Genomic DNA, 18,791 nt, shown 5'->3' with positions numbered 1-18,791 from the left:
TACATTAAACTTTTTAATTTTAGATTAAGATTAAAAAGTTTAAATTTGTTTAAAATATAAATCTTTTATTTTGGGAGAAAGCACTAAAAACAACAAACTAAGTTTAAAATCCGAACCAATTTTTGGAAAGCATAACTATAAATTTATGTTTATTGGATTAGCATGCATCGCTCTAGGATTTATATTAATGTCTGGAGGAGGTAGTGATGACCCAAATGTATTTAGCGACGCTATTTTTAGCTGGAGACGTATACGTTTAGCTCCTGCTCTTGTAATTATTGGTTTTGGTATACAAGTTTATGCCATACTATCAAAGCCTAAAAAGGACTAACTTTTGTCCAACTCAACGCTATTATGGTTTTGAGTATTAAATTATAACTTCAAATTATCAATTGGTCATAGTATTTTAATACTTTTGCCAAATGGATATTATAGATTCAATTATATTAGGTATTGTACAAGGATTAACCGAGTTTCTTCCTGTGTCTTCAAGTGGTCATTTAGAGCTTGGTAAAGCTATTTTAGGTGACAATAGTATTCCTGAAGAAAGCTTATTATTTACTGTAGTTTTACACTTTGCAACTGCTTTAAGTACTATTGTGATTTTTAGAAAAGATATTTTGGATATCCTTAGAGGGTTATTATCTTTTAAATGGAATGAAGACACAAAATTTACAACTAAAATTATAATATCTATGTTACCTGCTGTTATTGTAGGTCTATTTTTTGAAGAGCAATTAGAACAGTTATTTGGTGGAAGTATATTACTTGTAGGATGCATGCTACTAGTAACTGCAATCTTATTATATTTTGCTGATAAAGCAAAAAACACAAACAAAAATGTATCGTTTAAAAATGCATTTATAATTGGTATCTCTCAAGCAATAGCAATGCTACCTGGTATTTCTAGAAGTGGAGCAACCATATCAACCTCTGTATTATTAGGTAATGATAAAACAAAAGCAGCACGATTTTCTTTTTTAATGGTTGTGCCTTTAATTTTGGGTAAAATAGCTAAAGACGTTTTGGGTGGAGATTTAAGTTTTGAAAGCCAAAATATTACAGCTTTATCTGCAGGTTTTATTGCAGCTTTTGTTGCTGGTCTTTTTGCATGTACATGGATGATTAGCTTGGTTAAAAAAAGCAAATTAAGTTACTTTTCTATTTACTGTGCAATTGTTGGTGTTATTGCTATTATATTTTCTTTTTTAAACTAACGTTATGACAGGAGACGACTACCAAGCAGGACAAGTATTATTAATAGACAAGCCTTTAAATTGGACTTCTTTTCAAGCTGTAAATAAATTACGTTGGGAAATCCGTCAAGCTTTCAATATTAAAAAAATAAAAGTTGGTCATGCTGGTACATTAGACCCTTTAGCTACAGGATTACTTGTAATATGTACAGGTAAAATGACTAAGCAAATCAACACTTTTCAAGGACAAATTAAAGAATATACAGGAACCATTGTTTTAGGTAGCACAACACCTTCTTACGATCTGGAAACAGAAATAAACCAAACCTTTGAAACTTCTCATATAACCGAAGCTTTAATTAATGAAACTACACAGCAATTTATTGGTGAAATAGACCAGTTTCCACCAGTTTTTTCTGCGCTTAAAAAAGAAGGTAAACGACTATATGAATATGCAAGAGCTGGTGAAGAAGTTGAGATTAAGTCTAGAAAAATAACCATACAAGATTTTAAAATCACTAAAATTGATGGTTTAAATATAGACTTTAAAGTGGTTTGTAGTAAAGGAACTTATATACGATCTTTAGCTCATGATTTTGGAAAAGCATTACAATCTGGTGGTCATTTATCTGCATTAAGACGTACAAAAATTGGCGATTTTGATGTAAATGATGGACTTACAATAGAAGACTTTATTAAAAATCTACCAAAAAAAGACTAAATCACATCTTTTTAAACCTAAAACACGTATATTAAAAAGAAAGGCAATAGATATTGACTCCCAAAAGATGACATTAAATAATTCTCATAAAGCGTTAGCTATCACATTTTTAATCATAGGCACATTAGTATTGTCTCTGTTAAACTTAACTGTATTTAAAACTAATCCAGCTTTAGCTGAAACCATTTATGATATTGAGCAAGTTGAAATTGAAACTCCTGAAGACATTCAAGAGCTAATACAAAATTCAGACTCAAAATCTACAAATAAAGCCTTTAACACCAGTGAAAAATACAAACATTTTGCTGAAGCTTATAAGCCCATTGCTCCTCCAGAGGATTATGACAATCCAATGTTACAGACTTACAAAAACAGTTTAAAGAGTGATGTACCCACTGAAAAAAGCGACGTTAAATCTGCTATATCTGAAAAGACTTTAACAAGCTTTAAGGGTGTTAATGAGGTTTTAAATAAACGTTCTCAAAACAAAAACGCTAAGCAAGGTAATACTGCAAACACCAATAGTAGTGTCTACTATTCATTAAAAGGAAGGACTGACAAGTCACTTCCTATACCAATTTACTTGTGTGATGCACAAGGTAAAATAATCATTAATATAACTGTAGACAATCAAGGACAAGTTGTCGATGCTTATGTCAATAATGCATCAACATCTAATAATCTTTGCTTACAAGAACACGCATTAGAATATGCAAAAAAAGCCACTTTTGACAACTCTGACAAGTCCAAACAATTAGGCTCAATAACCTTTGAGTTTAAAGGTAAATAGTTTTAATTATCTAATAAAGGCACCAAGTCAGCAATAACTGTTTGTCCTTTATCTTTATTATACCATTTTTGTAAATCTTCTTTAAACTCTGGTGTTAAACCTCCATGTTTAGCCTTATAATCATTAACTAATGCAGTTGCAGTACTTGGTCTTGGACCGTAAGTAGAAACAACATTTTGTGTCTGATTATCAATAATAATTAACTTAGCAATAGATCTTGATCCGTTGGTTAAAAAATTATCCATTAAAGCTTCATTTTGGTCTCTAAGCACAATTTTAAAGTTAATCCCTTGGTTTAATTCTGCTATTTTATTAATAACTGGCATTACGTGTGCTGCATCACCACACCAACTTTCAGTAATAATTATCCATGTTTGATCCATTGTTTTATTAGCAATGGAAGCCGATAAACCTTCGTCTATTTTAACAGTTTTATCCCAACGTTTCATGCGTCTATCATTCAACATTGTATAATTAGCTAAAGCTTCAGTAACTTGGTTACCTGTGTTAGAATTGGTTTCGACTAAAGTCGAAACTAAAGCTCTGTATTCAGCATAACTCATACTTCTGGTTAAACTATCCTTGATAATTTGTTTGATATTATTATGTGTTGTTGTTTCCATATTACAAAAGTACAGCAACTATTATTTTTTTTAAGTTACTGTTGTTACATTAGTAGAAAATATTGAAAATTCCTTACAATGCTTTCTATTCAAAAAATTAAGACTATTTTACTCATTATATTTATAGCTTTATTAGCCTGTAAATACTTTGACTTAATTCCTAATTATCAAATTTTCAAAAACTTATATTTATTTGATTTAAGACATCTAATAGTACTTATTTATATATTAATAAATATTAACCAATATCGTAAAATGAAGAACAATGAAAAAGCATAAATGTGGATGGTGTGTTGGTGATGCACTTTATGAAGCTTACCATGACCAAGAATGGGGAACACCTGTTTATGACGATGAAACTCTTTTTGAATTTTTAATATTAGAAACCTTTCAAGCAGGACTTAGTTGGATTACCATTTTACGAAAACGCAATAATTTTTTTGATGCGTTTGATCAGTTTGACTATAAAAAAATTGCGAACTACAATGAAGATAAAAAAGCTGAGTTATTACAAAATGCTGGTATTATAAGAAATAAGCTTAAAATAAACGCAACAATTACTAATGCTAATTTATTTATTGATATACAAAATGAATTTGGAAGTTTTAGTGATTACATATGGGCTTTTGTAGACAATAAACCCATAAAAAACAAAGTGCAAGATTATAAAGACGCTCCTGCAAATACAGAGTTAAGTGACACTATTAGTAAAGCCCTAAAAAAACGAGGTTTTAAATTTGTTGGATCAACGGTTATTTACGCTTTTATGCAGGCTATTGGTATGGTAAACGATCATGAAATAGACTGCTTTAGGTACAATGAAGTTTAAATTAAATACTTTAAAAATTGATAACGAGGTATATCTATAGCTCCTAAACTTTCAAGATGGTTAGTATAAACTTGACAATCTATTAGCTTATAGTTAGTGTTTTGAATAAAACTTATAAAGCCTACTTTGCTAGCATTACTAACTTTAGTAAACATACTCTCACCACAAAATACGCCATTATTTAAATCAATACCGTACAATCCTCCGACCAATTCTTTATCTAACCAAACCTCTATTGATTTTGCATAACCCAATTGGTTTAATTTTGTATAAGCTTCAATCATGCCCTTTGTAATCCAAGTATCATCCTGACCTGGTCTATTAGCTGCTGCACAAGCATTAATTACAGCTTCAAAATTTGTGTTGACTGTGACTTCAAAATCTGTATTACGTAAAACTTGCTTCATACTTTTAGAGACTTTTAAATCTTCTGGAAACAAAACAAATCTTGGATCTGGTGACCACCATAAAATTGTATTATCATCTTCAAACCAAGGGAAAATTCCTTTTTGATAAGCATCGAGCAGACGTTCTGGACTTAAGTCTCCACCAACAGCTAATAAACCATCTTCGGTAGCTTGAGACACATCAGGAAAATTATTGCTAGTGTTTAAAAAATCCATACTTTATTAATTAATTGAAAAATAAGTAAAAGTGTTATAATAAAAAAACCTCAATACGTTAGTATTGAGGTTTTATATGTTAATACTGTTATTACAGTATTATATTTACTAAAATGGTAAGTCGTCGTGATCTTCTGACTTTACATCTTTAGCTGGCTCAAAAGCTTGTGCTGGTGGTACTTCTGGCATACCTTGAGGTGCTCCTGCTTGTACACCTTCAATTCTCCATCCTTGAATAGAGTTAAAGTACTTAGTTTCACCTTGAGGGTTTACCCATTCTCTACCACGTAAATTAATATTTACTTTAACATCTTGTCCAACTTGATAGTTGTTTAATAAGTCACATTTATCTTGAACAAACTCTACTAAAATATGCTGAGGATATTGCTCTTCTGTAGTTACAACTAACTCTCTTTTTCTAAATCCGTTACTACCAAAAGTTTGTGTTTCTCCTACTAGTTTTACTTTCCCTTGTACTTCCATTTTCTATATAATTATTAAATATTCGTCTAAATTAAAATCGCAAATTTACGATAATAACACTTTCCAAGCTCCTTCAATATCATTAAAACTTAAAAGATCTTTTGCTTTTTGGTGTTTTTGTTCAGTGGACAAAGAACTTAAATTATGTTGGTTTTTAAAAGCCAGAATGCTTTTTTCATCAGGGAAGTTTTCAACATTTCCTAAAAGCCCTAAATCATTTCCTGTTAAAACCACACTTTCTCTAACAGATTTAGGTAGTGCATCTACACCTATACCCAAGGTTGATAACGGTTTAGGGATTTCAAAAAATCCTGATTTAGCACGACTATAAAAACTACCACCTGCTCTAGACACTAAGTCTAATTTATTTTGGTTTATTGCTTTATTTTCATCTAAAACAGATTCTGAAACATGCATTTTTACAACCTCACAGATTATTAAATTACCAGCTCCTCCTTCTGTACCAAGTTTTACAATATCGTTGACTTTACATTCCATTTGCACAGGACTTTCTGCAACCCTAAATGGTTTTACAATATCAGATTTAAGCATAGTTAAGCCAGCTTTATCAAATTCGTTTACACCTTCTGCATATTCTGTGCTACTTAACGACATTTGTTGTACAATGTCATAATTAACAACATTAATCACTACTTCTTTAGTTAGTTCTGCATTGTGTAAAGTATGCTTTGTAGTATTATCCCTAACGCGTCTTGCTGGCGAAAAAATTAAAATAGGAGGATTAGCACTAAACACATTGAAAAAACTGAAAGGTGATAAATTAGGCTTACCATTTGCATCTATAGTACTTGCAAACGCTATTGGTCTAGGTGCCACAGCACTTAGCAAATAGCCATGTAATTTTGCGGTCGGAAATTCTTGAGGAGTAAAAGATAACATAGTTGTCTGTTTGTTTTACACAAAAATACGGATTCTGTTAACCAACCAAAAACTAATAACTATACATGCATCACAATATTATTAACAGAATTACATTATATTAACAACAAAAAATTATATCATGTTTTTTACAAAACATCGTCAGCTGTTTCGCTGGATTATTATTACTGCTTCATTTGCCATTATCTCTTTAATTTTATGGAACACCTATGTGTTTTTTCAAAAGTTTAAAGCTGAAGAACGTAGAAAAATGGAAACTTGGTCCTATGCGCAAAGTGATTTTTTAAATAGTTTTAGAAATGGTTTGGATGGCGAAGTTAATAATGTAACCACGTTTATTATAACAGATTCTACCTCAACAACACCAATGATTTTAGTTTCGCCAACAGGCGAAATAAGTAGTTTTAATAATTTAGACACTTTAAAAATCAAACATGTCGAAAGATATTTATTAAAGAAAAAAGAGCAGTTTAAACAAGAAAACAGTCCAATACCATTATCCTATTTTAATAATACCACTAACAAAGATGAAGCTATAGGGACTTTATACTACGGAAACTCGCCACTATTGAACAAATTAAAATACTATCCGTTAGCTCTTTTACTAATTATAGTATTGTTTGCTGCAGTTGTTTACTTTTTTTACCGAAGTAGTAAAATTGCAACACAAAATAAATTGTGGTCAGGAATGGCTAAAGAAACTGCACATCAAATAGGTACACCTCTATCTTCTTTAATTGGTTGGACAGAAATATTAAAAATTGAAGATACAAATCCTGAATACATCAAAGAAATTGAAAAAGATATCCATAGATTACAAACTATTACAGAGCGTTTTAGTAAAATTGGATCTATACCTACACTTGAAAAAGCGGATATAATATCAGAAACTCAAGAAGCCTTTGACTATTTAAAATCAAGATCATCTAAGCTTGTAAACTTTGACATCAAATTACCAGAACACCCAATTTATGTTAATTTAAATAAGCAACTTTATGGTTGGACTATTGAAAATTTAGTTAAAAATGCAATAGATGCAATGAAGGGAAAAGGTGATTTACAGCTTAGTATATCTCAATTAGAACAACAAGTAAAAATTACAGTAACAGATACTGGAAAAGGAATAAGTAAAAACGAATTTAATACTATCTTTGAGCCTGGTTATACCACAAAAAAACGAGGTTGGGGACTTGGATTGTCCTTAGCAAAACGTATTGTAGAAGATTTTCATAACGGTCAGATTAAAGTATTAAACTCTGAAAAAGGAGTTGGTACAACTATGCAAATTAGTTTAAAAACTATATTATAAATGTCAGAAAAATTAATAACAATAAATACTGTAAATTTAATTAATAATTGCCCTGAGTGCTTTAGTACTAAAGGTTTACAATTAACTTTTAAACAGCGCTTTATTGAAACTATTTTTTATAAAAGCATTACACAGGAGGTAAGTACAGAAATGAATTGTGTAGTCTGCCATACAGAAATATATCCTGCACGATGGACTGATGATATAGAGCGTATTTACAATTACCAAATGAAGGCTTTTCAGCCTAAAAAGTCATCAAAAAAATACAAAAGTCTTTTTTGGATATTATTTACAGTACTTGTATTAAGTCTAGCTGCCGTAATTACTTTTTTAGTTTATAATTACTTATAAATTAGCATTAATAGCTTTAGCTAAAGCTTCAAACTGGTCTTTTTGTAAAGCTACTTTGTTAATAAACCTTGCATCTTCCATAGTGTTTAACGGAATTAAATGCACGTGTACATGTGGCACTTCTAACCCAATAACGCTTACTCCTACACGTTTACATGGTACAGTTTTTTCTAAAGCTATTGCTACTTCTCTTGAAAATTGCATTAATCCAATGTAAGTCGCTTCATCTAAATCAAATAGTTTATCTACTTCTTTTTTAGGTATACAAAGCGTATGACCTTCCGCATTAGGGTTTACGTCCAAAAAAGCTAAAAAATCTTCAGTTTCTGCTACTTTGTAGCAAGGGATTTCGCCATTAACAATCTTTGTAAAAATAGAAGCCATATATTTTAGTTTAAAAATTAAAGATAAAAAAAGATTCCTGCTAATCTGATTTTTGTTTCAGAATAAACAGGAATTTTAAAAGTTTTATATTTTTAGGGATTTCCGCGAAAGCGAAAACAGATTGTTTAATTTTTATCTTGATATTTCAACAATATCAAATTTAATGATACCACTTGGCACACTAATTTCTGCTACATCACCAACAGATTTACCTAATAAACCTTTACCTATTGGACTGTTTACAGATATTTTTCCTGAAGCCAAATCAGCTTCTCCATCTGCTACTAAAGTGTAATTCATTTCCATACCATTGGTTTGGTTTTTGATTTTTACTTTAGATAGTACTAGTATTTTTGAAGTGTCCATTTGAGACTCGTCTATAACGCGTGCTCCTGCCATTTGGTCTTCAAGTTTTGCAATTCGCATTTCTAACATACCTTGAGCTTCTTTGGCTGCATCATACTCTGCATTTTCACTTAAATCACCTTTATCTCTTGCTTCCGCAATAGCTCTTGATGCTTTTACGCGCTCTACATCCTTTAATTGCTTAAGCTCTTCACGCAACTTTTTTAACCCTTCTGCTGTATAATAAGATACTTTACTCATAACTTCATCGTTAATTAAATAAAAAGATGCCGAATTAAATTCAGCATAAAAAAAATCTCGTCGCTACGAGATTGTATTACAAATATACAAAATATTTAATTCAACGTCGTATTTGTTGTAAATTGCGATGCTAAAAAACTATTAAAATTTATATGTTAAGATCTTTATATACACTTATTTTATGTTCTGTCATCTTGTTTTCTTGCCATAATAACAATGATGATGATAACGGTAGTAATTTTATACCTGATATTACTTTTGACACCGCAAATACTATAAATACCACCTTACCACAATATAATGATTTAGAATTTCCTGGTGGTACTGTTGTATTAAATGGCTATGGTTATAATGGTATTGTAGTTTATTATACCGGAAATCAATATTATGCTTTTGAGATTACAGACCCTAACCATGTACCTACTAACTGTTCTGTATTAACTATTGAAGGAGGCATAGCCACATGCGGTTGTGATGATGCCAATAGCTATAGTATTGCTGGTGGTGGAGTACCTTTTGATGGAACTGATGTACAATTTAGTTTAAAACCTTATTTTGTTGAAGCTAATGGAAACGTTATTAGAGTTTACAATAACTAAAAAAGCACCTCTAAATTAGAGATGCTTTTGGTGGTTTACTTAAAAAATTGTTGATTAAAATTTTAATGTTGCTCCTACTAAAAAGTTAGTAGTTGCTTGTGGGTAGTATCCTGTACCTTCAATTGTAGTTGTTGTATTTGGATCAGACCAAGTATCATCATATGTGTAATAATATCCATTTGAAATATATTCTTCTCCAAACACGTTATTAATCAATCCTGATAATAGAATTGATTTGAAAATTTTGTTTGTCTTAATTTCATAAGAAACATTAAAATCGTTTACAAAATAACTATCTAATTTTGATGCTTGAGAGTCTGTATTACTCATATATTGCTCTCCAATATACTTACTTAAAAACGACAGCTGAAGCGCATTTATTGGCTTAAACACTATAGCATTTGACGCTACTATATCTGGTGAAAATGATATGTTAGTTTTACCTAAATTTACTAAACTGCCATCTTTAGAAATTATAGTTTCGTCATTTTTATTAGAACTTAATGTGACATTTGGTTGTATTGAAAATTGATCATTTACTTTTACAACTGCTTCTAACTCTAAACCAAGACGAGAGCTTTTTCCAGAATTCTCTCTAATTGGAGCTCCTACATCATCAAGCGCTCCTGTTAAAACTAACTGCTCATTGTATAACATATAGTAGGCATTAGCATTAAAAACTAAATTTTGATTTTTATATCTCCAACCTAATTCAAAGTCATTTAACTGTTCTGGTTTTATGTTAGGGTTACTTTCAAAATCACTTCTACTTGCTTCTCTGTTAGCTCTTGCATAAGACAAGTAAAAATTATTATTGTTATTTAAATTATAAGATACTCCTGCTTTTGGATTAAAAAAATTGTACGTTTTATCTATTACAAATAATTCTAAATCAGAATTAATTCCGCTTGTATCATAATTAACACTTCTAAATTGTAAATCTACAAACAGACTTAATTTTGAATTAAGTTGATAATTAGCTTTTGCAAATGTGCTAAAGTCATATTTATCACCATCACTATCATAATAATGATCTCTTATTTGACTATTACTAGCATATTGAGACCATATAACTTCTCCAAAATGATCTCCATGGTAAGAACTATAAAATAAACCAGAACTTAAATTTAATTTATCGTCTGTATAGTTTACGTTAGCATTTAAAACATAAAAATCATTATCTAACCAACGTCTTCTAATAACATCTGTTTGATCGATAGTCTCACCTCCAATAACCAATTCATCAAAACCATAAGTTTCAAAATCTTCATCTTCTTTATATTGTTCAAAATAACCAGAACCTTTTGTATAGTTTAACCCTAAATTAGTTGACCAATAGTTATTAATTTTTTGATTCCAATGTAATTGATAATGATCTTGTTGGTAATTATCAACTTCATTATCATAAAACTGCAGATTACCGTCTTGATCAAAATAAGCTCCTGACACGTTAAATGTTCGATTTTCTTCAATATTAGGATTAGCACCTAAAGCACTGACATAATCTGGATCAAACCCATTCCAAGATTGATAAGTAACCTCTTTACCTCCAAAAGTAATGGCTTTTATTAAAGTATTATCATCGATATATGCACCTTGTAAAAAATAAGACTTTAGGTCAGAAGTAGCTCTATCTATATATCCATCAGAATTAATTTGAGATAATCGTCCTGATATTTCAATTTGATTATTTAATAAACCTGTACTATATTTTACAGTATGTTTACGTGTATTATAGCTCCCAAAACTATTAGAGACTTCACCGCTAGCCTTTTTGGACACAGCATCAGATAACACATTAATACTTGCTCCAAAAGCACCAGAACCATTAGTTGATGTTCCTACACCACGTTGCAACTGAAGACTTTCTACAGAAGATGTAAAATCTCCTAAATTTACCCAAAAGGTACCTAAACTTTCAGAATCATTATAAGGAATACCATTAATGGTTATGTTAGTTGACTGAGCACTAACACCACGAACACGAATACCTGTATATCCGACTCCTGCTCCAGCATCACTAGTTGTAACTACAGATGGCAAGTAATTTAATAAAATAGGAATGTCTTGTCCTAAATTACGAGATTCGAGATTTGCTTTTGTTACATTAGAATGGGTAATTGGAGCATCATCTTTTACACGAATAGATTGTATAAGAACCTCATCAAGTTTAGTCACTTTAGTCGTATCCAATTGGGTTGACTGTTGTTGTGCACTAGCACAAATTGATAACATTAAAAATGTTAAAAAAAGAAATAAATTTTTCATTACGATTACATCGTTAACCGAATAAAAAGAGGTAATTATTCTTTAATAATTATTAAAAAATGGTGTATATACTTTTTCAAAAAGACATTACACGTTAACACAATAAATGTGCTTAAAATTCCTAAACAGCATTACCTGTTCTAGGTTCAATGGGTATGATCTCAGCCGATATAGGCACCCCTTTTTTGAGAACGATGCAAAGGTAGATTAGAATTTTGATTTATGAAATATGAAATTGATTTATTTTTTTACTTTAAAAGAAAACCAATAATCAATTTAAACTACAAACATTAAATTATAAGATCAATCAAGCTCAGGTTTTCTCCTGTTTGCTTTTCGCTGAGCATTGATTTTTTTACTTTTCAAGCGTCTTTTAATAACAGCTTTAGGAACTTTAGTAGATTTACGGATTTTTCTGGGCTTTAAAGCCTCCTTGAGCATTTGCACTAAACGTTTTAAAACAATTCCTTTATTTTTTAATTGACTTCTAGTTTCTCCACATTGTAATAGTAAAACTTGATCTTTAGTTAATCTGTTTGATAGCTTATCTAAAATTATGCTTTTTTGATTTTCATTTAAAACTAAAGAATCAATAACAGAAAAACTTAATTCAATTTTAGTAGCAACTTTGTTAACATGTTGCCCACCACTACCAGAGCTTCTAATGGCTTTTAAATTACATTCGTTTTCTAAAGCTTTTATATCAAACATTTATGAAACCTGGTGTGTTGGTTTTAATAAATCATTAACCGTTTTTACAGGATTAAAAGTTACTAAAGGGACTTCAACAAAAATAGTATTCCAGTTAGCCATACTACCATTCCATAAACCTGGTAACTCAAGTGCTTTTATCTCTTGACCCGATTTGGTTTTATTGGTTATAAATGCTGTTTTATGATCTACATACTTATGTAAATCGTAAGATTCTCCTTTATAATTTTTTGTACTACAAACTAAATCCACAGGATTAAAATGTGTCGCGTTTTTGACAATGTTTTTTTGTGACTTTACTTTTTTATCAATTTGTGCAGACTCTACAATTTGTAGTGAAATATTTGCGCCTTCATCTTTCACCCAAAAAGGGCCTCCTCCTGGTTCCCCTTCATTTTTAACCATACCACAAACGCGTATTGGCCTATCAATTTTATTTTTTAAATATTCTATTTGATATTGTGTAGAATATTTTTCAAATTCAGGAGATATAACCACATTCAATTTAGATATTAAAAACTCTGCTATATCAATAATATCTGTACTCTTTAATTCTTTTTCATCTAAATCTCTAGCATATTTAAAAGCCTGATCTTTAACTTCAATTAATAAACCAGCTAGCATTTTTTTATGTTTAGCGACTTCGACTTGATACTTATTAACAACGACATTATCTATGTTTTTAATAAAAATAATGTCTGCGTCTAAATCGTTTAAATTTTCAATTAAAGCACCATGACCTGAAGGTCTAAAATACAAGTCTCCATTTTCTTCTCTAACAATTTCATTTTTAGTAGATACCGCTACAGTATCTGTAGCACCTTTTTGGTAAGAAAATGAAATTTCAAATTTAGTGTTTGTCTTTTGTTCTACTATATTCTGAATACGTGTAAACTCGTTAGTAAATTTATCTTTATGTTTATCTGAGATAGTGAAATGTAGTTTAGCTTGACCGTTTGTTGAAGCATATAACGCAGCTTCAAACAAATGCTCTTCAAAAGCACTGGCTAAATGATTCTTATATTTATGAAATGGTAATAAACCTTTAGGGTATTGACTAAAAGATAATTTATCATCATGTAAAATAGCAGCAATAAAAGCTTCTAATTTTTCATCATTATTAAGGTTTTTATAATTTTTATTATGATTCTCTAGATAGTTTATGACTGTATTATAGAAAGGAAACTTTTCTAGAGCAACAAAAAACAAAGATAGATTAGACGCTTTATTTTTGTTTATAAAGGCATTAACAGTCTGTTTTTTAGACTTGTATTTCTTAGAAAATTCAAATAAAAATTTAAACATTCTTGTTGCTGCTCCAGAAGCTGGAACAAACTTAACAACCTCTAATTTTTCTTTTTCAGCGTCATACTTTTTAATTAACTGTATAGTTTTTTCTTCTGAAAATTGTAAAATGCCATCATCCAGTGTTGCAGCTCTCTCTAAATTAATAAAAGGTAACCCTGTTTTAAACAACTCTAATTGTTGTTCTACTTTTTTTAAAGACAGTCCTTTTTGCTCTAATAATGTTATATCTTCTTTACTAAAATTCATTATTGGTTTTTGGTTTGTAATAATTGATCAATATAAATTGTCGCCATTTTTAATCTTGTTTTCTTATCACCTTTTAACAAAACATAAGGTCGCTTATATTTTATTAATTCTGCCTCAAAAGCTTTGAACATAGCTTCACGTTCTTCTGGCTTATCGCGTAAATCATCAGCTTCCCAAGGTGTATCAATATACGTTAAAAAGTATAAATCGTAGGTGTTTTTTAAAGCATATTTTTCTAACACTGGATCACAAATTCCAGAATAATAAGCTTCGGAATAGACTTTAGTTTCAAGTAAATCGGTATCGCAAATTAAAACTGAGTCTGTTTTTTTAGCCAAATCATTCTCTAATTTCATTTGTCCCTTTGCTATAGGAAGTAAGTCTTTTGTTTCGCAAGTTTTACGCTCGTTATTCCATTTATTTTGCAAATATTCACGTGCATATTCTGGCACCCAAACCGAGTGGTAATGTCGTGCTAATTGTTGCGACAAAGTAGTTTTACCAGTAGATTCAGGTCCAAACAAAACTATTTTTACACAGTTTGAAAGTTGTTGTTCAAGTGCTTTTTCCATGCTAAATAGCCATATATGGCAATAATTGTAAATCCTAAATACTGAAAGGATGTAAATGTAAATCCTTTATAAAAATATAAAGGAACTGAGATAATATCTCCAATAATCCATAAAATCCAGTTTTCAATTTTACGTTTAGCCATTAACCACATACCCACAAAAAAGATGGCTGTGGTAATGGTATCAATATAAGCAACCCAACTGGTCCATTTATCAAATGTTTGATATATAAAAAACACAAAAAATAGTGTTGCTATAAATATTAAGAGACTTATTTTTTTTTCTTTGTTTGTTGTTTTAGAGATTGGTGTAACTTGACTATTATCAACTTTTCTTGTCCAAATATACCAACCATAAACACTCATTATAAAATAATAAGCATTTATCATCATATCTCCTAACAACTCCCATTTAAGCAATAAATATACAAAAATGACTGTACTTATCATACCTGTTGGAAATACACAAATTTTATTTTGTTTGGAAAACCACACAGATAAAAACCCAAAAACAACTGCTGTAATTTCTAAGATTACATCTGTAGTTTCATAATCAAAATATTGTCCAAAAAGGAAATCAAAAATGTGGTTCATAATCGCTTCTGTCTGTTTTAACAACTTTCATAGTTAATACACAAATGTCTTGATTTTCAAACGAAGCTTTAATCTTTTCGTTTAAAAAAGGCATTAATTGGTCAAATTCACCAAAAATTTGAGTACTTAACGGGTTTTCTAAAACCGTAAATTCTGAATCTCTCAACATTTTAATAAAATCAATAACATGTTGCTCGTAATCATTACTTAAAGGTGACAAGGTTAAGTCTACCGAAATATTCATATTTATAATTTTAGTTCATTAAAAAAATTGATATCATTTTCAAAAGCAGTCCCAATGACTACTATATCTGCTCCTGAATAATAAGCTGCATCTAATTGCGCTTTACTTCTTATTCCACCTCCAACAATTAAAGGTATACCTAAATCTTTTTTAACTGCTTCAATAATTTTTAAAGGGACTGGATGTAACGCACCACTTCCGGCTTCTAAATAAATTAGTTTTTTACCTAATAACTCTCCTGCTTTTGCTGTGTCAGCAACCAATTGAAGCATATTAACTGGTATTGGCTGTGTTTCTGTTACTTTCTGAACCGTTGTTTCTTTACCATTCTCAATTAAAATATAACCTGTTGGTATAACTTCTAAATTGGTGTTTTTTAATATTGAAACTGCTTCAATTTGTTTCTCTATTAAGTATTTAGGATTTCTACCAGATATTAAAGATAAAAACAAAATAGCGTCTGCATTTTTAGCTATTTGAGTAACGTCTCCAGGAAATAATACAATTGGTAAATTTACTAGTGGCTTTAGTGCTTTTACAAGTTGTTCTGTCTCCTCTTTTTCAACAGTACTTCCACCTACAAAAACATGAGTAATGATTGATTTATTAATTTTATCGGCAAATTGCGATATTATATTTAAGTTAAAATTATCAGGATCGATTAATATGGCTAATAATTTCTTTTTTTTCGCTTTCGCGGAAAGTATGTCGTTGTAAACACTCATTATTCTATAACATAAGCACAAGTAAAACCTTCAAATTCCAAGTAATTGGCAGTATAACGCTTTTTCAAACCCTTATAATCTATCCAACACACGGTTTGATCGTCATGCATTGTAAACGGAATAACTAAAAAATGCTCTCTAAACAACATTCCTGGTGTTGCAAACAATTTATAAAGAGATTCTTTAATTCCCCAAATCACTGTTAATTTGTTAATATAATCAGACGCTTGCTTGTCCAAATATTCAAATTCATACTCTACAAACTTTTTTGCAATTACAGCTATTTTATCTCGTCGTTGCTCTATATCAATACCAACATCTGTATCACTAATAATTACACCAGAAAACGTAAAACTATGCGTTATAGATATATGCTTTCCATCTTTTAAATGTGGTTTTCCATTAGTGTCATAATACAAATCTTGATCTGTGTAACCAAAAGCTTTAAGCAAGTGTCTAACACTTAAAAATCCGCGTTGGTGCAGTTCACTTTTCATACCTAAAACACGAGTTAAGCTTTCAGGTTTTAAATCTAACGGATTGATTAATTGGTCATAAGACTCTTCAATCTTCCAGATTTTAACAGTAGTTTGTGAATTAGGAGTAATGGTTTTATATAGAGGCATTTAATATTCTAAATTCTATTAGTTATCTTTGCAAAGCCTAAGGCTAATTATGCATTTTAGTTAAGCGAATTTAACCATTTTAAGTGCTAATTCCCAAAGGTGTTTCATTTATAAAATAAAGAGATAAATAATATGAGTACAAAAAACGTTGCTTACGTACCTAACAAGGTAAAAGACATGTCGCTTGCGGCTTGGGGAAGAAAAGAAATTAATTTAGCCGAAGCAGAAATGCCAGGACTAATGAGTTTACGTGAGGAGTATAAAGACGAGCAGCCATTAAAAGGTGCACGTATTGCAGGATGTTTACACATGACTATCCAAACTGCTGTTTTAATTGAAACTTTACAAGCTTTAGGTGCAGAGGTTACTTGGAGTTCTTGTAACATTTTTTCTACACAAGATCAAGCTGCTGCTGCTATTGCAGAAGCAGGAACTGCTGTTTATGCATGGAAAGACATGACAGAAGAAGAATTTGACTGGTGTATAGAACAAACCTTATTTTTTGGTGAAGATCGTAAACCATTAAACATGATTTTAGATGATGGTGGAGATTTAACAAACATGGTATTAGATAAATATCCAGAATTATCTGATGGAATTAAAGGATTATCTGAAGAAACTACAACTGGAGTACACAGATTATACGAGCGTGTTAAAAACGGTACATTAACAATGCCAGCTATTAACGTAAATGACTCTGTAACTAAATCTAAATTTGATAACAAATACGGTTGTAAAGAATCTGCTGTAGATGCTATACGTCGTGCAACAGACATTATGTTAGCTGGTAAACGTGTAACTGTTTGTGGTTATGGAGACGTTGGTAAAGGTACAGCTGCATCATTTAAAGGTGCTGGATCTATTGTAACAGTTACAGAAATTGACCCAATTTGTGCTTTACAAGCAGCAATGGACGGTTTTGAAGTTAAAAAACTTGAAACAGTAGTTGGAAACAGTGATATTATAATTACAACAACAGGAAATAAAGACATTGTACGTGGTGAGCACTTTGAAGCAATGAAAGACAAAACTATTGTTTGTAACATTGGACACTTTGATAACGAAATCCAAATGGCTTGGTTAAACGAAAACTTTGGTGATACTAAAGACACAATCAAACCACAAGTAGACAAATACAATGTTAATGGTAAAGATATTATTATCCTAGCCGAAGGACGTTTAGTAAACCTTGGTTGCGCAACAGGACATCCTAGTTTTGTTATGTCTAACTCGTTTACAAATCAAACTTTAGCACAAATTGAACTTTGGAAAAACAGTGAAAAATACGATAACGACGTATACATGTTACCAAAACATTTAGACGAAAAAGTAGCAAAATTACACTTAGCTAAAATTGGTGTCGAGCTTACAGAACTTGCACCTTACCAAGCTGAATACATTGGTGTAACTGTTGAAGGACCATACAAGCCAGAACACTATAGATATTAATTAAAAGAGAATCTTTTAAATGTAATATTAAAATCCCAAACACTAAGTTTGGGATTTTTTTTATCTATTAACTTACAATATCAATTTTATAATTTCAAGGTTAATTGTTATCTATAATTTGTACCTTACCTAGTATAAATAAAAATTTATGAGTTTACAAAAGCTAACTACAACCATAAACACATTAGAATATCATATTCAAAACCAAGAAGCTAACAACAAAGCTATTTCTAAAGAAAATGTAGCTTGGCATATAGATCATAGCCTTAAAGTGATAAACAATGTCTGTAATGCTTTAAAAACATCAGACCCAAGCACATATTCTAATAATTTTAGTGTTTTAGGCAAGGTATTTTTTACGTTAGGTTTTTTTCCAAGAGGTAAAGCTAAAGCACCTAAACATGTAAAACCTCCAGAAGTTATCTTAAAAGAAGATCTTATAGTTCAAATTAAAGAAGCTAAAAGCAATATTAGTAAAATTACGGATCTAGACACAAACGCCTATTTTAAACATCCTCTATTTGGACATGTCAATACAAAAAGAGTATACCGCTTTTTAATTCTTCACACTACACATCATTTAAAGATTATAAAAGACATACTTAAATAGTAAACTATAAAAACCCCCTTTCTAA

24 protein-coding genes are annotated in these 18,791 nt (G+C 30.5%); 10 read left to right on the top strand and 14 right to left on the bottom strand.

What is annotated here, in order from left to right:
* Positions 1-70 precede the first annotated feature (70 nt).
* From JAO71_RS12075 to JAO71_RS12060, 4 genes are all read left to right on the top strand, one after another.
* Complete coding sequence (locus JAO71_RS12075) at positions 71-331, top strand: DUF3098 domain-containing protein (protein ID WP_028289684.1); 261 nt, start codon at positions 71-73, stop codon at positions 329-331.
* Between the two features lie 91 nt (positions 332-422).
* On the top strand, positions 423-1,217 hold the full coding sequence (locus tag JAO71_RS12070) for an undecaprenyl-diphosphate phosphatase (protein WP_203001027.1): 795 nt from the start codon (positions 423-425) through the stop codon (positions 1,215-1,217).
* A 4-nt stretch (positions 1,218-1,221) separates the two neighbouring features.
* On the top strand, positions 1,222-1,917 hold the full coding sequence (gene truB, locus JAO71_RS12065) for a tRNA pseudouridine(55) synthase TruB (RefSeq protein WP_116823967.1): 696 nt from the start codon (positions 1,222-1,224) through the stop codon (positions 1,915-1,917).
* 67 nt (positions 1,918-1,984) lie between these two features.
* Positions 1,985-2,707, top strand: a complete 723-nt coding sequence (locus JAO71_RS12060) for an energy transducer TonB family protein (protein WP_203001025.1) — start codon at positions 1,985-1,987, stop codon at positions 2,705-2,707.
* A gap of 2 nt (positions 2,708-2,709) precedes the next feature.
* On the opposite strand, the gene JAO71_RS12055 is transcribed toward JAO71_RS12060, so the two are convergent.
* Positions 2,710-3,330 (bottom strand): thioredoxin family protein, encoded by a 621-nt coding sequence (locus JAO71_RS12055; protein WP_203001023.1) that lies wholly within the window; start codon positions 3,328-3,330, stop codon positions 2,710-2,712.
* 265 nt (positions 3,331-3,595) lie between these two features.
* Here JAO71_RS12055 and JAO71_RS12050 point away from each other — a divergent pair, with 265 nt between their 5' ends.
* A complete protein-coding gene (locus JAO71_RS12050; protein WP_116823963.1) occupies positions 3,596-4,159 on the top strand; it encodes a DNA-3-methyladenine glycosylase I in 564 nt (187 codons plus the stop codon).
* On the opposite strand, the gene aat is transcribed toward JAO71_RS12050, so the two are convergent.
* The 3 genes from aat to JAO71_RS12035 form a co-directional block, all read right to left on the bottom strand.
* Complete coding sequence (gene aat / locus JAO71_RS12045; protein ID WP_116823962.1) at positions 4,156-4,782, bottom strand: leucyl/phenylalanyl-tRNA--protein transferase; 627 nt, start codon at positions 4,780-4,782, stop codon at positions 4,156-4,158. The genes JAO71_RS12050 and aat overlap by 4 nt on opposite strands.
* A 108-nt stretch (positions 4,783-4,890) precedes the next feature.
* On the bottom strand, positions 4,891-5,265 hold the full coding sequence (locus tag JAO71_RS12040; protein ID WP_028289677.1) for a DUF3127 domain-containing protein: 375 nt from the start codon (positions 5,263-5,265) through the stop codon (positions 4,891-4,893).
* Positions 5,266-5,310: 45 nt separating this feature from the next.
* Positions 5,311-6,165 carry a flavin reductase family protein gene (locus tag JAO71_RS12035; protein ID WP_054852108.1) on the bottom strand — a complete coding sequence of 285 codons (855 nt, stop codon included), beginning with the start codon at positions 6,163-6,165 and terminating at the stop codon, positions 5,311-5,313.
* A gap of 121 nt (positions 6,166-6,286) precedes the next feature.
* Between JAO71_RS12035 and JAO71_RS12030 the strand changes: the two genes are divergently transcribed.
* Complete coding sequence (locus tag JAO71_RS12030) at positions 6,287-7,474, top strand: sensor histidine kinase (RefSeq protein WP_203001021.1); 1,188 nt, start codon at positions 6,287-6,289, stop codon at positions 7,472-7,474.
* Positions 7,475-7,825: a hypothetical protein gene (locus JAO71_RS12025; protein WP_203001019.1), complete on the top strand. Its 351-nt coding sequence runs from the start codon at positions 7,475-7,477 to the stop codon at positions 7,823-7,825. It abuts the gene before it with no gap.
* Here JAO71_RS12025 and JAO71_RS12020 read toward each other — a convergent pair.
* Entirely contained in the window at positions 7,820-8,209 is a 390-nt protein-coding gene (locus tag JAO71_RS12020) for an HIT family protein (protein WP_054852109.1), read from the bottom strand. The genes JAO71_RS12025 and JAO71_RS12020 overlap by 6 nt on opposite strands.
* Before the next feature lie 132 nt (positions 8,210-8,341).
* The gene (greA, locus tag JAO71_RS12015; RefSeq protein ID WP_028289672.1) at positions 8,342-8,815 is read right to left on the bottom strand and encodes a transcription elongation factor GreA; all 474 of its coding nucleotides are present in this window, start codon (positions 8,813-8,815) and stop codon (positions 8,342-8,344) included.
* 152 nt (positions 8,816-8,967) lie between these two features.
* Between greA and JAO71_RS12010 the strand changes: the two genes are divergently transcribed.
* Positions 8,968-9,414, top strand: coding sequence for a hypothetical protein (locus JAO71_RS12010; RefSeq protein WP_054852110.1), 447 nt, complete (start codon positions 8,968-8,970; stop codon positions 9,412-9,414).
* Between the two features lie 54 nt (positions 9,415-9,468).
* Here the strand turns inward: JAO71_RS12010 and JAO71_RS12005 are convergent, their stop codons facing one another.
* The 8 genes from JAO71_RS12005 to JAO71_RS11970 form a co-directional block, all read right to left on the bottom strand.
* Entirely contained in the window at positions 9,469-11,682 is a 2,214-nt protein-coding gene (locus tag JAO71_RS12005; protein WP_116823957.1) for a TonB-dependent receptor, read from the bottom strand.
* A 303-nt stretch (positions 11,683-11,985) separates the two neighbouring features.
* Entirely contained in the window at positions 11,986-12,393 is a 408-nt protein-coding gene (gene arfB / locus JAO71_RS12000; protein ID WP_054852112.1) for an alternative ribosome rescue aminoacyl-tRNA hydrolase ArfB, read from the bottom strand.
* The gene (locus JAO71_RS11995; protein WP_203001017.1) at positions 12,394-13,947 is read right to left on the bottom strand and encodes a DUF4301 family protein; all 1,554 of its coding nucleotides are present in this window, start codon (positions 13,945-13,947) and stop codon (positions 12,394-12,396) included. It abuts the gene before it with no gap.
* Complete coding sequence (locus JAO71_RS11990; RefSeq protein WP_203001015.1) at positions 13,947-14,519, bottom strand: AAA family ATPase; 573 nt, start codon at positions 14,517-14,519, stop codon at positions 13,947-13,949. The genes JAO71_RS11995 and JAO71_RS11990 overlap by 1 nt, the downstream gene beginning before the upstream one ends.
* Positions 14,480-15,112: a nicotinamide riboside transporter PnuC gene (gene pnuC, locus JAO71_RS11985; protein ID WP_203001013.1), complete on the bottom strand. Its 633-nt coding sequence runs from the start codon at positions 15,110-15,112 to the stop codon at positions 14,480-14,482. The genes JAO71_RS11990 and pnuC overlap by 40 nt, the downstream gene beginning before the upstream one ends.
* Positions 15,096-15,356 (bottom strand): thiamine-binding protein, encoded by a 261-nt coding sequence (locus tag JAO71_RS11980; RefSeq protein ID WP_028289665.1) that lies wholly within the window; start codon positions 15,354-15,356, stop codon positions 15,096-15,098. Before JAO71_RS11980 ends, pnuC begins: the two co-directional genes overlap by 17 nt.
* A 2-nt stretch (positions 15,357-15,358) precedes the next feature.
* On the bottom strand, positions 15,359-16,081 hold the full coding sequence (locus JAO71_RS11975; RefSeq protein ID WP_215906990.1) for a geranylgeranylglyceryl/heptaprenylglyceryl phosphate synthase: 723 nt from the start codon (positions 16,079-16,081) through the stop codon (positions 15,359-15,361).
* The gene (locus tag JAO71_RS11970) at positions 16,081-16,707 is read right to left on the bottom strand and encodes a 4'-phosphopantetheinyl transferase family protein (RefSeq protein ID WP_028289663.1); all 627 of its coding nucleotides are present in this window, start codon (positions 16,705-16,707) and stop codon (positions 16,081-16,083) included. Before JAO71_RS11970 ends, JAO71_RS11975 begins: the two co-directional genes overlap by 1 nt.
* 132 nt (positions 16,708-16,839) lie before the next feature.
* Here JAO71_RS11970 and ahcY point away from each other — a divergent pair, with 132 nt between their 5' ends.
* Together ahcY and JAO71_RS11960 are read left to right on the top strand one after the other, a co-directional pair.
* A complete protein-coding gene (gene ahcY, locus JAO71_RS11965; RefSeq protein ID WP_028289662.1) occupies positions 16,840-18,156 on the top strand; it encodes an adenosylhomocysteinase in 1,317 nt (438 codons plus the stop codon).
* 148 nt (positions 18,157-18,304) lie between these two features.
* A complete protein-coding gene (locus JAO71_RS11960; protein ID WP_203001011.1) occupies positions 18,305-18,766 on the top strand; it encodes a DinB family protein in 462 nt (153 codons plus the stop codon).
* The last annotated feature ends 25 nt before the right edge of the window (positions 18,767-18,791 follow it).

Origin of the sequence: Olleya sediminilitoris (assembly GCF_016785945.1) — a bacterium.
Lineage (GTDB): Bacteria > Bacteroidota > Bacteroidia > Flavobacteriales > Flavobacteriaceae > Olleya > Olleya sediminilitoris.
Note: the sequence above shows the minus strand (reverse complement) of the source record. Positions and strands in the feature narration are given on the sequence as shown.

Bases quoted from the DNA above. Each gene is read 5' to 3' on its own strand.
- JAO71_RS11995 (WP_203001017.1), bottom strand. From the start codon at position 13,947: ATGAATTTTAGTAAAGAAGATATAACATTATTAGAGCAAAAAGGACTG.
- JAO71_RS12040 (WP_028289677.1), bottom strand. From the start codon at position 5,265: ATGGAAGTACAAGGGAAAGTAAAACTAGTAGGAGAAACACAAACTTTT.
- JAO71_RS12035 (WP_054852108.1), bottom strand. From the start codon at position 6,165: ATGTTATCTTTTACTCCTCAAGAATTTCCGACCGCAAAATTACATGGC.
- pnuC (WP_203001013.1), bottom strand. From the start codon at position 15,112: ATGAACCACATTTTTGATTTCCTTTTTGGACAATATTTTGATTATGAA.
- JAO71_RS11980 (WP_028289665.1), bottom strand. From the start codon at position 15,356: ATGAATATTTCGGTAGACTTAACCTTGTCACCTTTAAGTAATGATTAC.
- JAO71_RS11960 (WP_203001011.1), top strand. From the start codon at position 18,305: ATGAGTTTACAAAAGCTAACTACAACCATAAACACATTAGAATATCAT.
- JAO71_RS12020 (WP_054852109.1), bottom strand. From the start codon at position 8,209: ATGGCTTCTATTTTTACAAAGATTGTTAATGGCGAAATCCCTTGCTAC.
- JAO71_RS12060 (WP_203001025.1), top strand. From the start codon at position 1,985: ATGACATTAAATAATTCTCATAAAGCGTTAGCTATCACATTTTTAATC.
- JAO71_RS11970 (WP_028289663.1), bottom strand. From the start codon at position 16,707: ATGCCTCTATATAAAACCATTACTCCTAATTCACAAACTACTGTTAAA.
- greA (WP_028289672.1), bottom strand. From the start codon at position 8,815: ATGAGTAAAGTATCTTATTATACAGCAGAAGGGTTAAAAAAGTTGCGT.
- JAO71_RS12030 (WP_203001021.1), top strand. From the start codon at position 6,287: ATGTTTTTTACAAAACATCGTCAGCTGTTTCGCTGGATTATTATTACT.
- JAO71_RS12025 (WP_203001019.1), top strand. From the start codon at position 7,475: ATGTCAGAAAAATTAATAACAATAAATACTGTAAATTTAATTAATAAT.
- arfB (WP_054852112.1), bottom strand. From the start codon at position 12,393: ATGTTTGATATAAAAGCTTTAGAAAACGAATGTAATTTAAAAGCCATT.
- ahcY (WP_028289662.1), top strand. From the start codon at position 16,840: ATGAGTACAAAAAACGTTGCTTACGTACCTAACAAGGTAAAAGACATG.
- JAO71_RS12070 (WP_203001027.1), top strand. From the start codon at position 423: ATGGATATTATAGATTCAATTATATTAGGTATTGTACAAGGATTAACC.
- JAO71_RS11975 (WP_215906990.1), bottom strand. From the start codon at position 16,081: ATGAGTGTTTACAACGACATACTTTCCGCGAAAGCGAAAAAAAAGAAA.
- JAO71_RS12010 (WP_054852110.1), top strand. From the start codon at position 8,968: ATGTTAAGATCTTTATATACACTTATTTTATGTTCTGTCATCTTGTTT.
- JAO71_RS12055 (WP_203001023.1), bottom strand. From the start codon at position 3,330: ATGGAAACAACAACACATAATAATATCAAACAAATTATCAAGGATAGT.
- JAO71_RS11990 (WP_203001015.1), bottom strand. From the start codon at position 14,519: ATGGAAAAAGCACTTGAACAACAACTTTCAAACTGTGTAAAAATAGTT.
- truB (WP_116823967.1), top strand. From the start codon at position 1,222: ATGACAGGAGACGACTACCAAGCAGGACAAGTATTATTAATAGACAAG.
- JAO71_RS12050 (WP_116823963.1), top strand. From the start codon at position 3,596: ATGAAAAAGCATAAATGTGGATGGTGTGTTGGTGATGCACTTTATGAA.
- JAO71_RS12005 (WP_116823957.1), bottom strand. From the start codon at position 11,682: ATGAAAAATTTATTTCTTTTTTTAACATTTTTAATGTTATCAATTTGT.
- aat (WP_116823962.1), bottom strand. From the start codon at position 4,782: ATGGATTTTTTAAACACTAGCAATAATTTTCCTGATGTGTCTCAAGCT.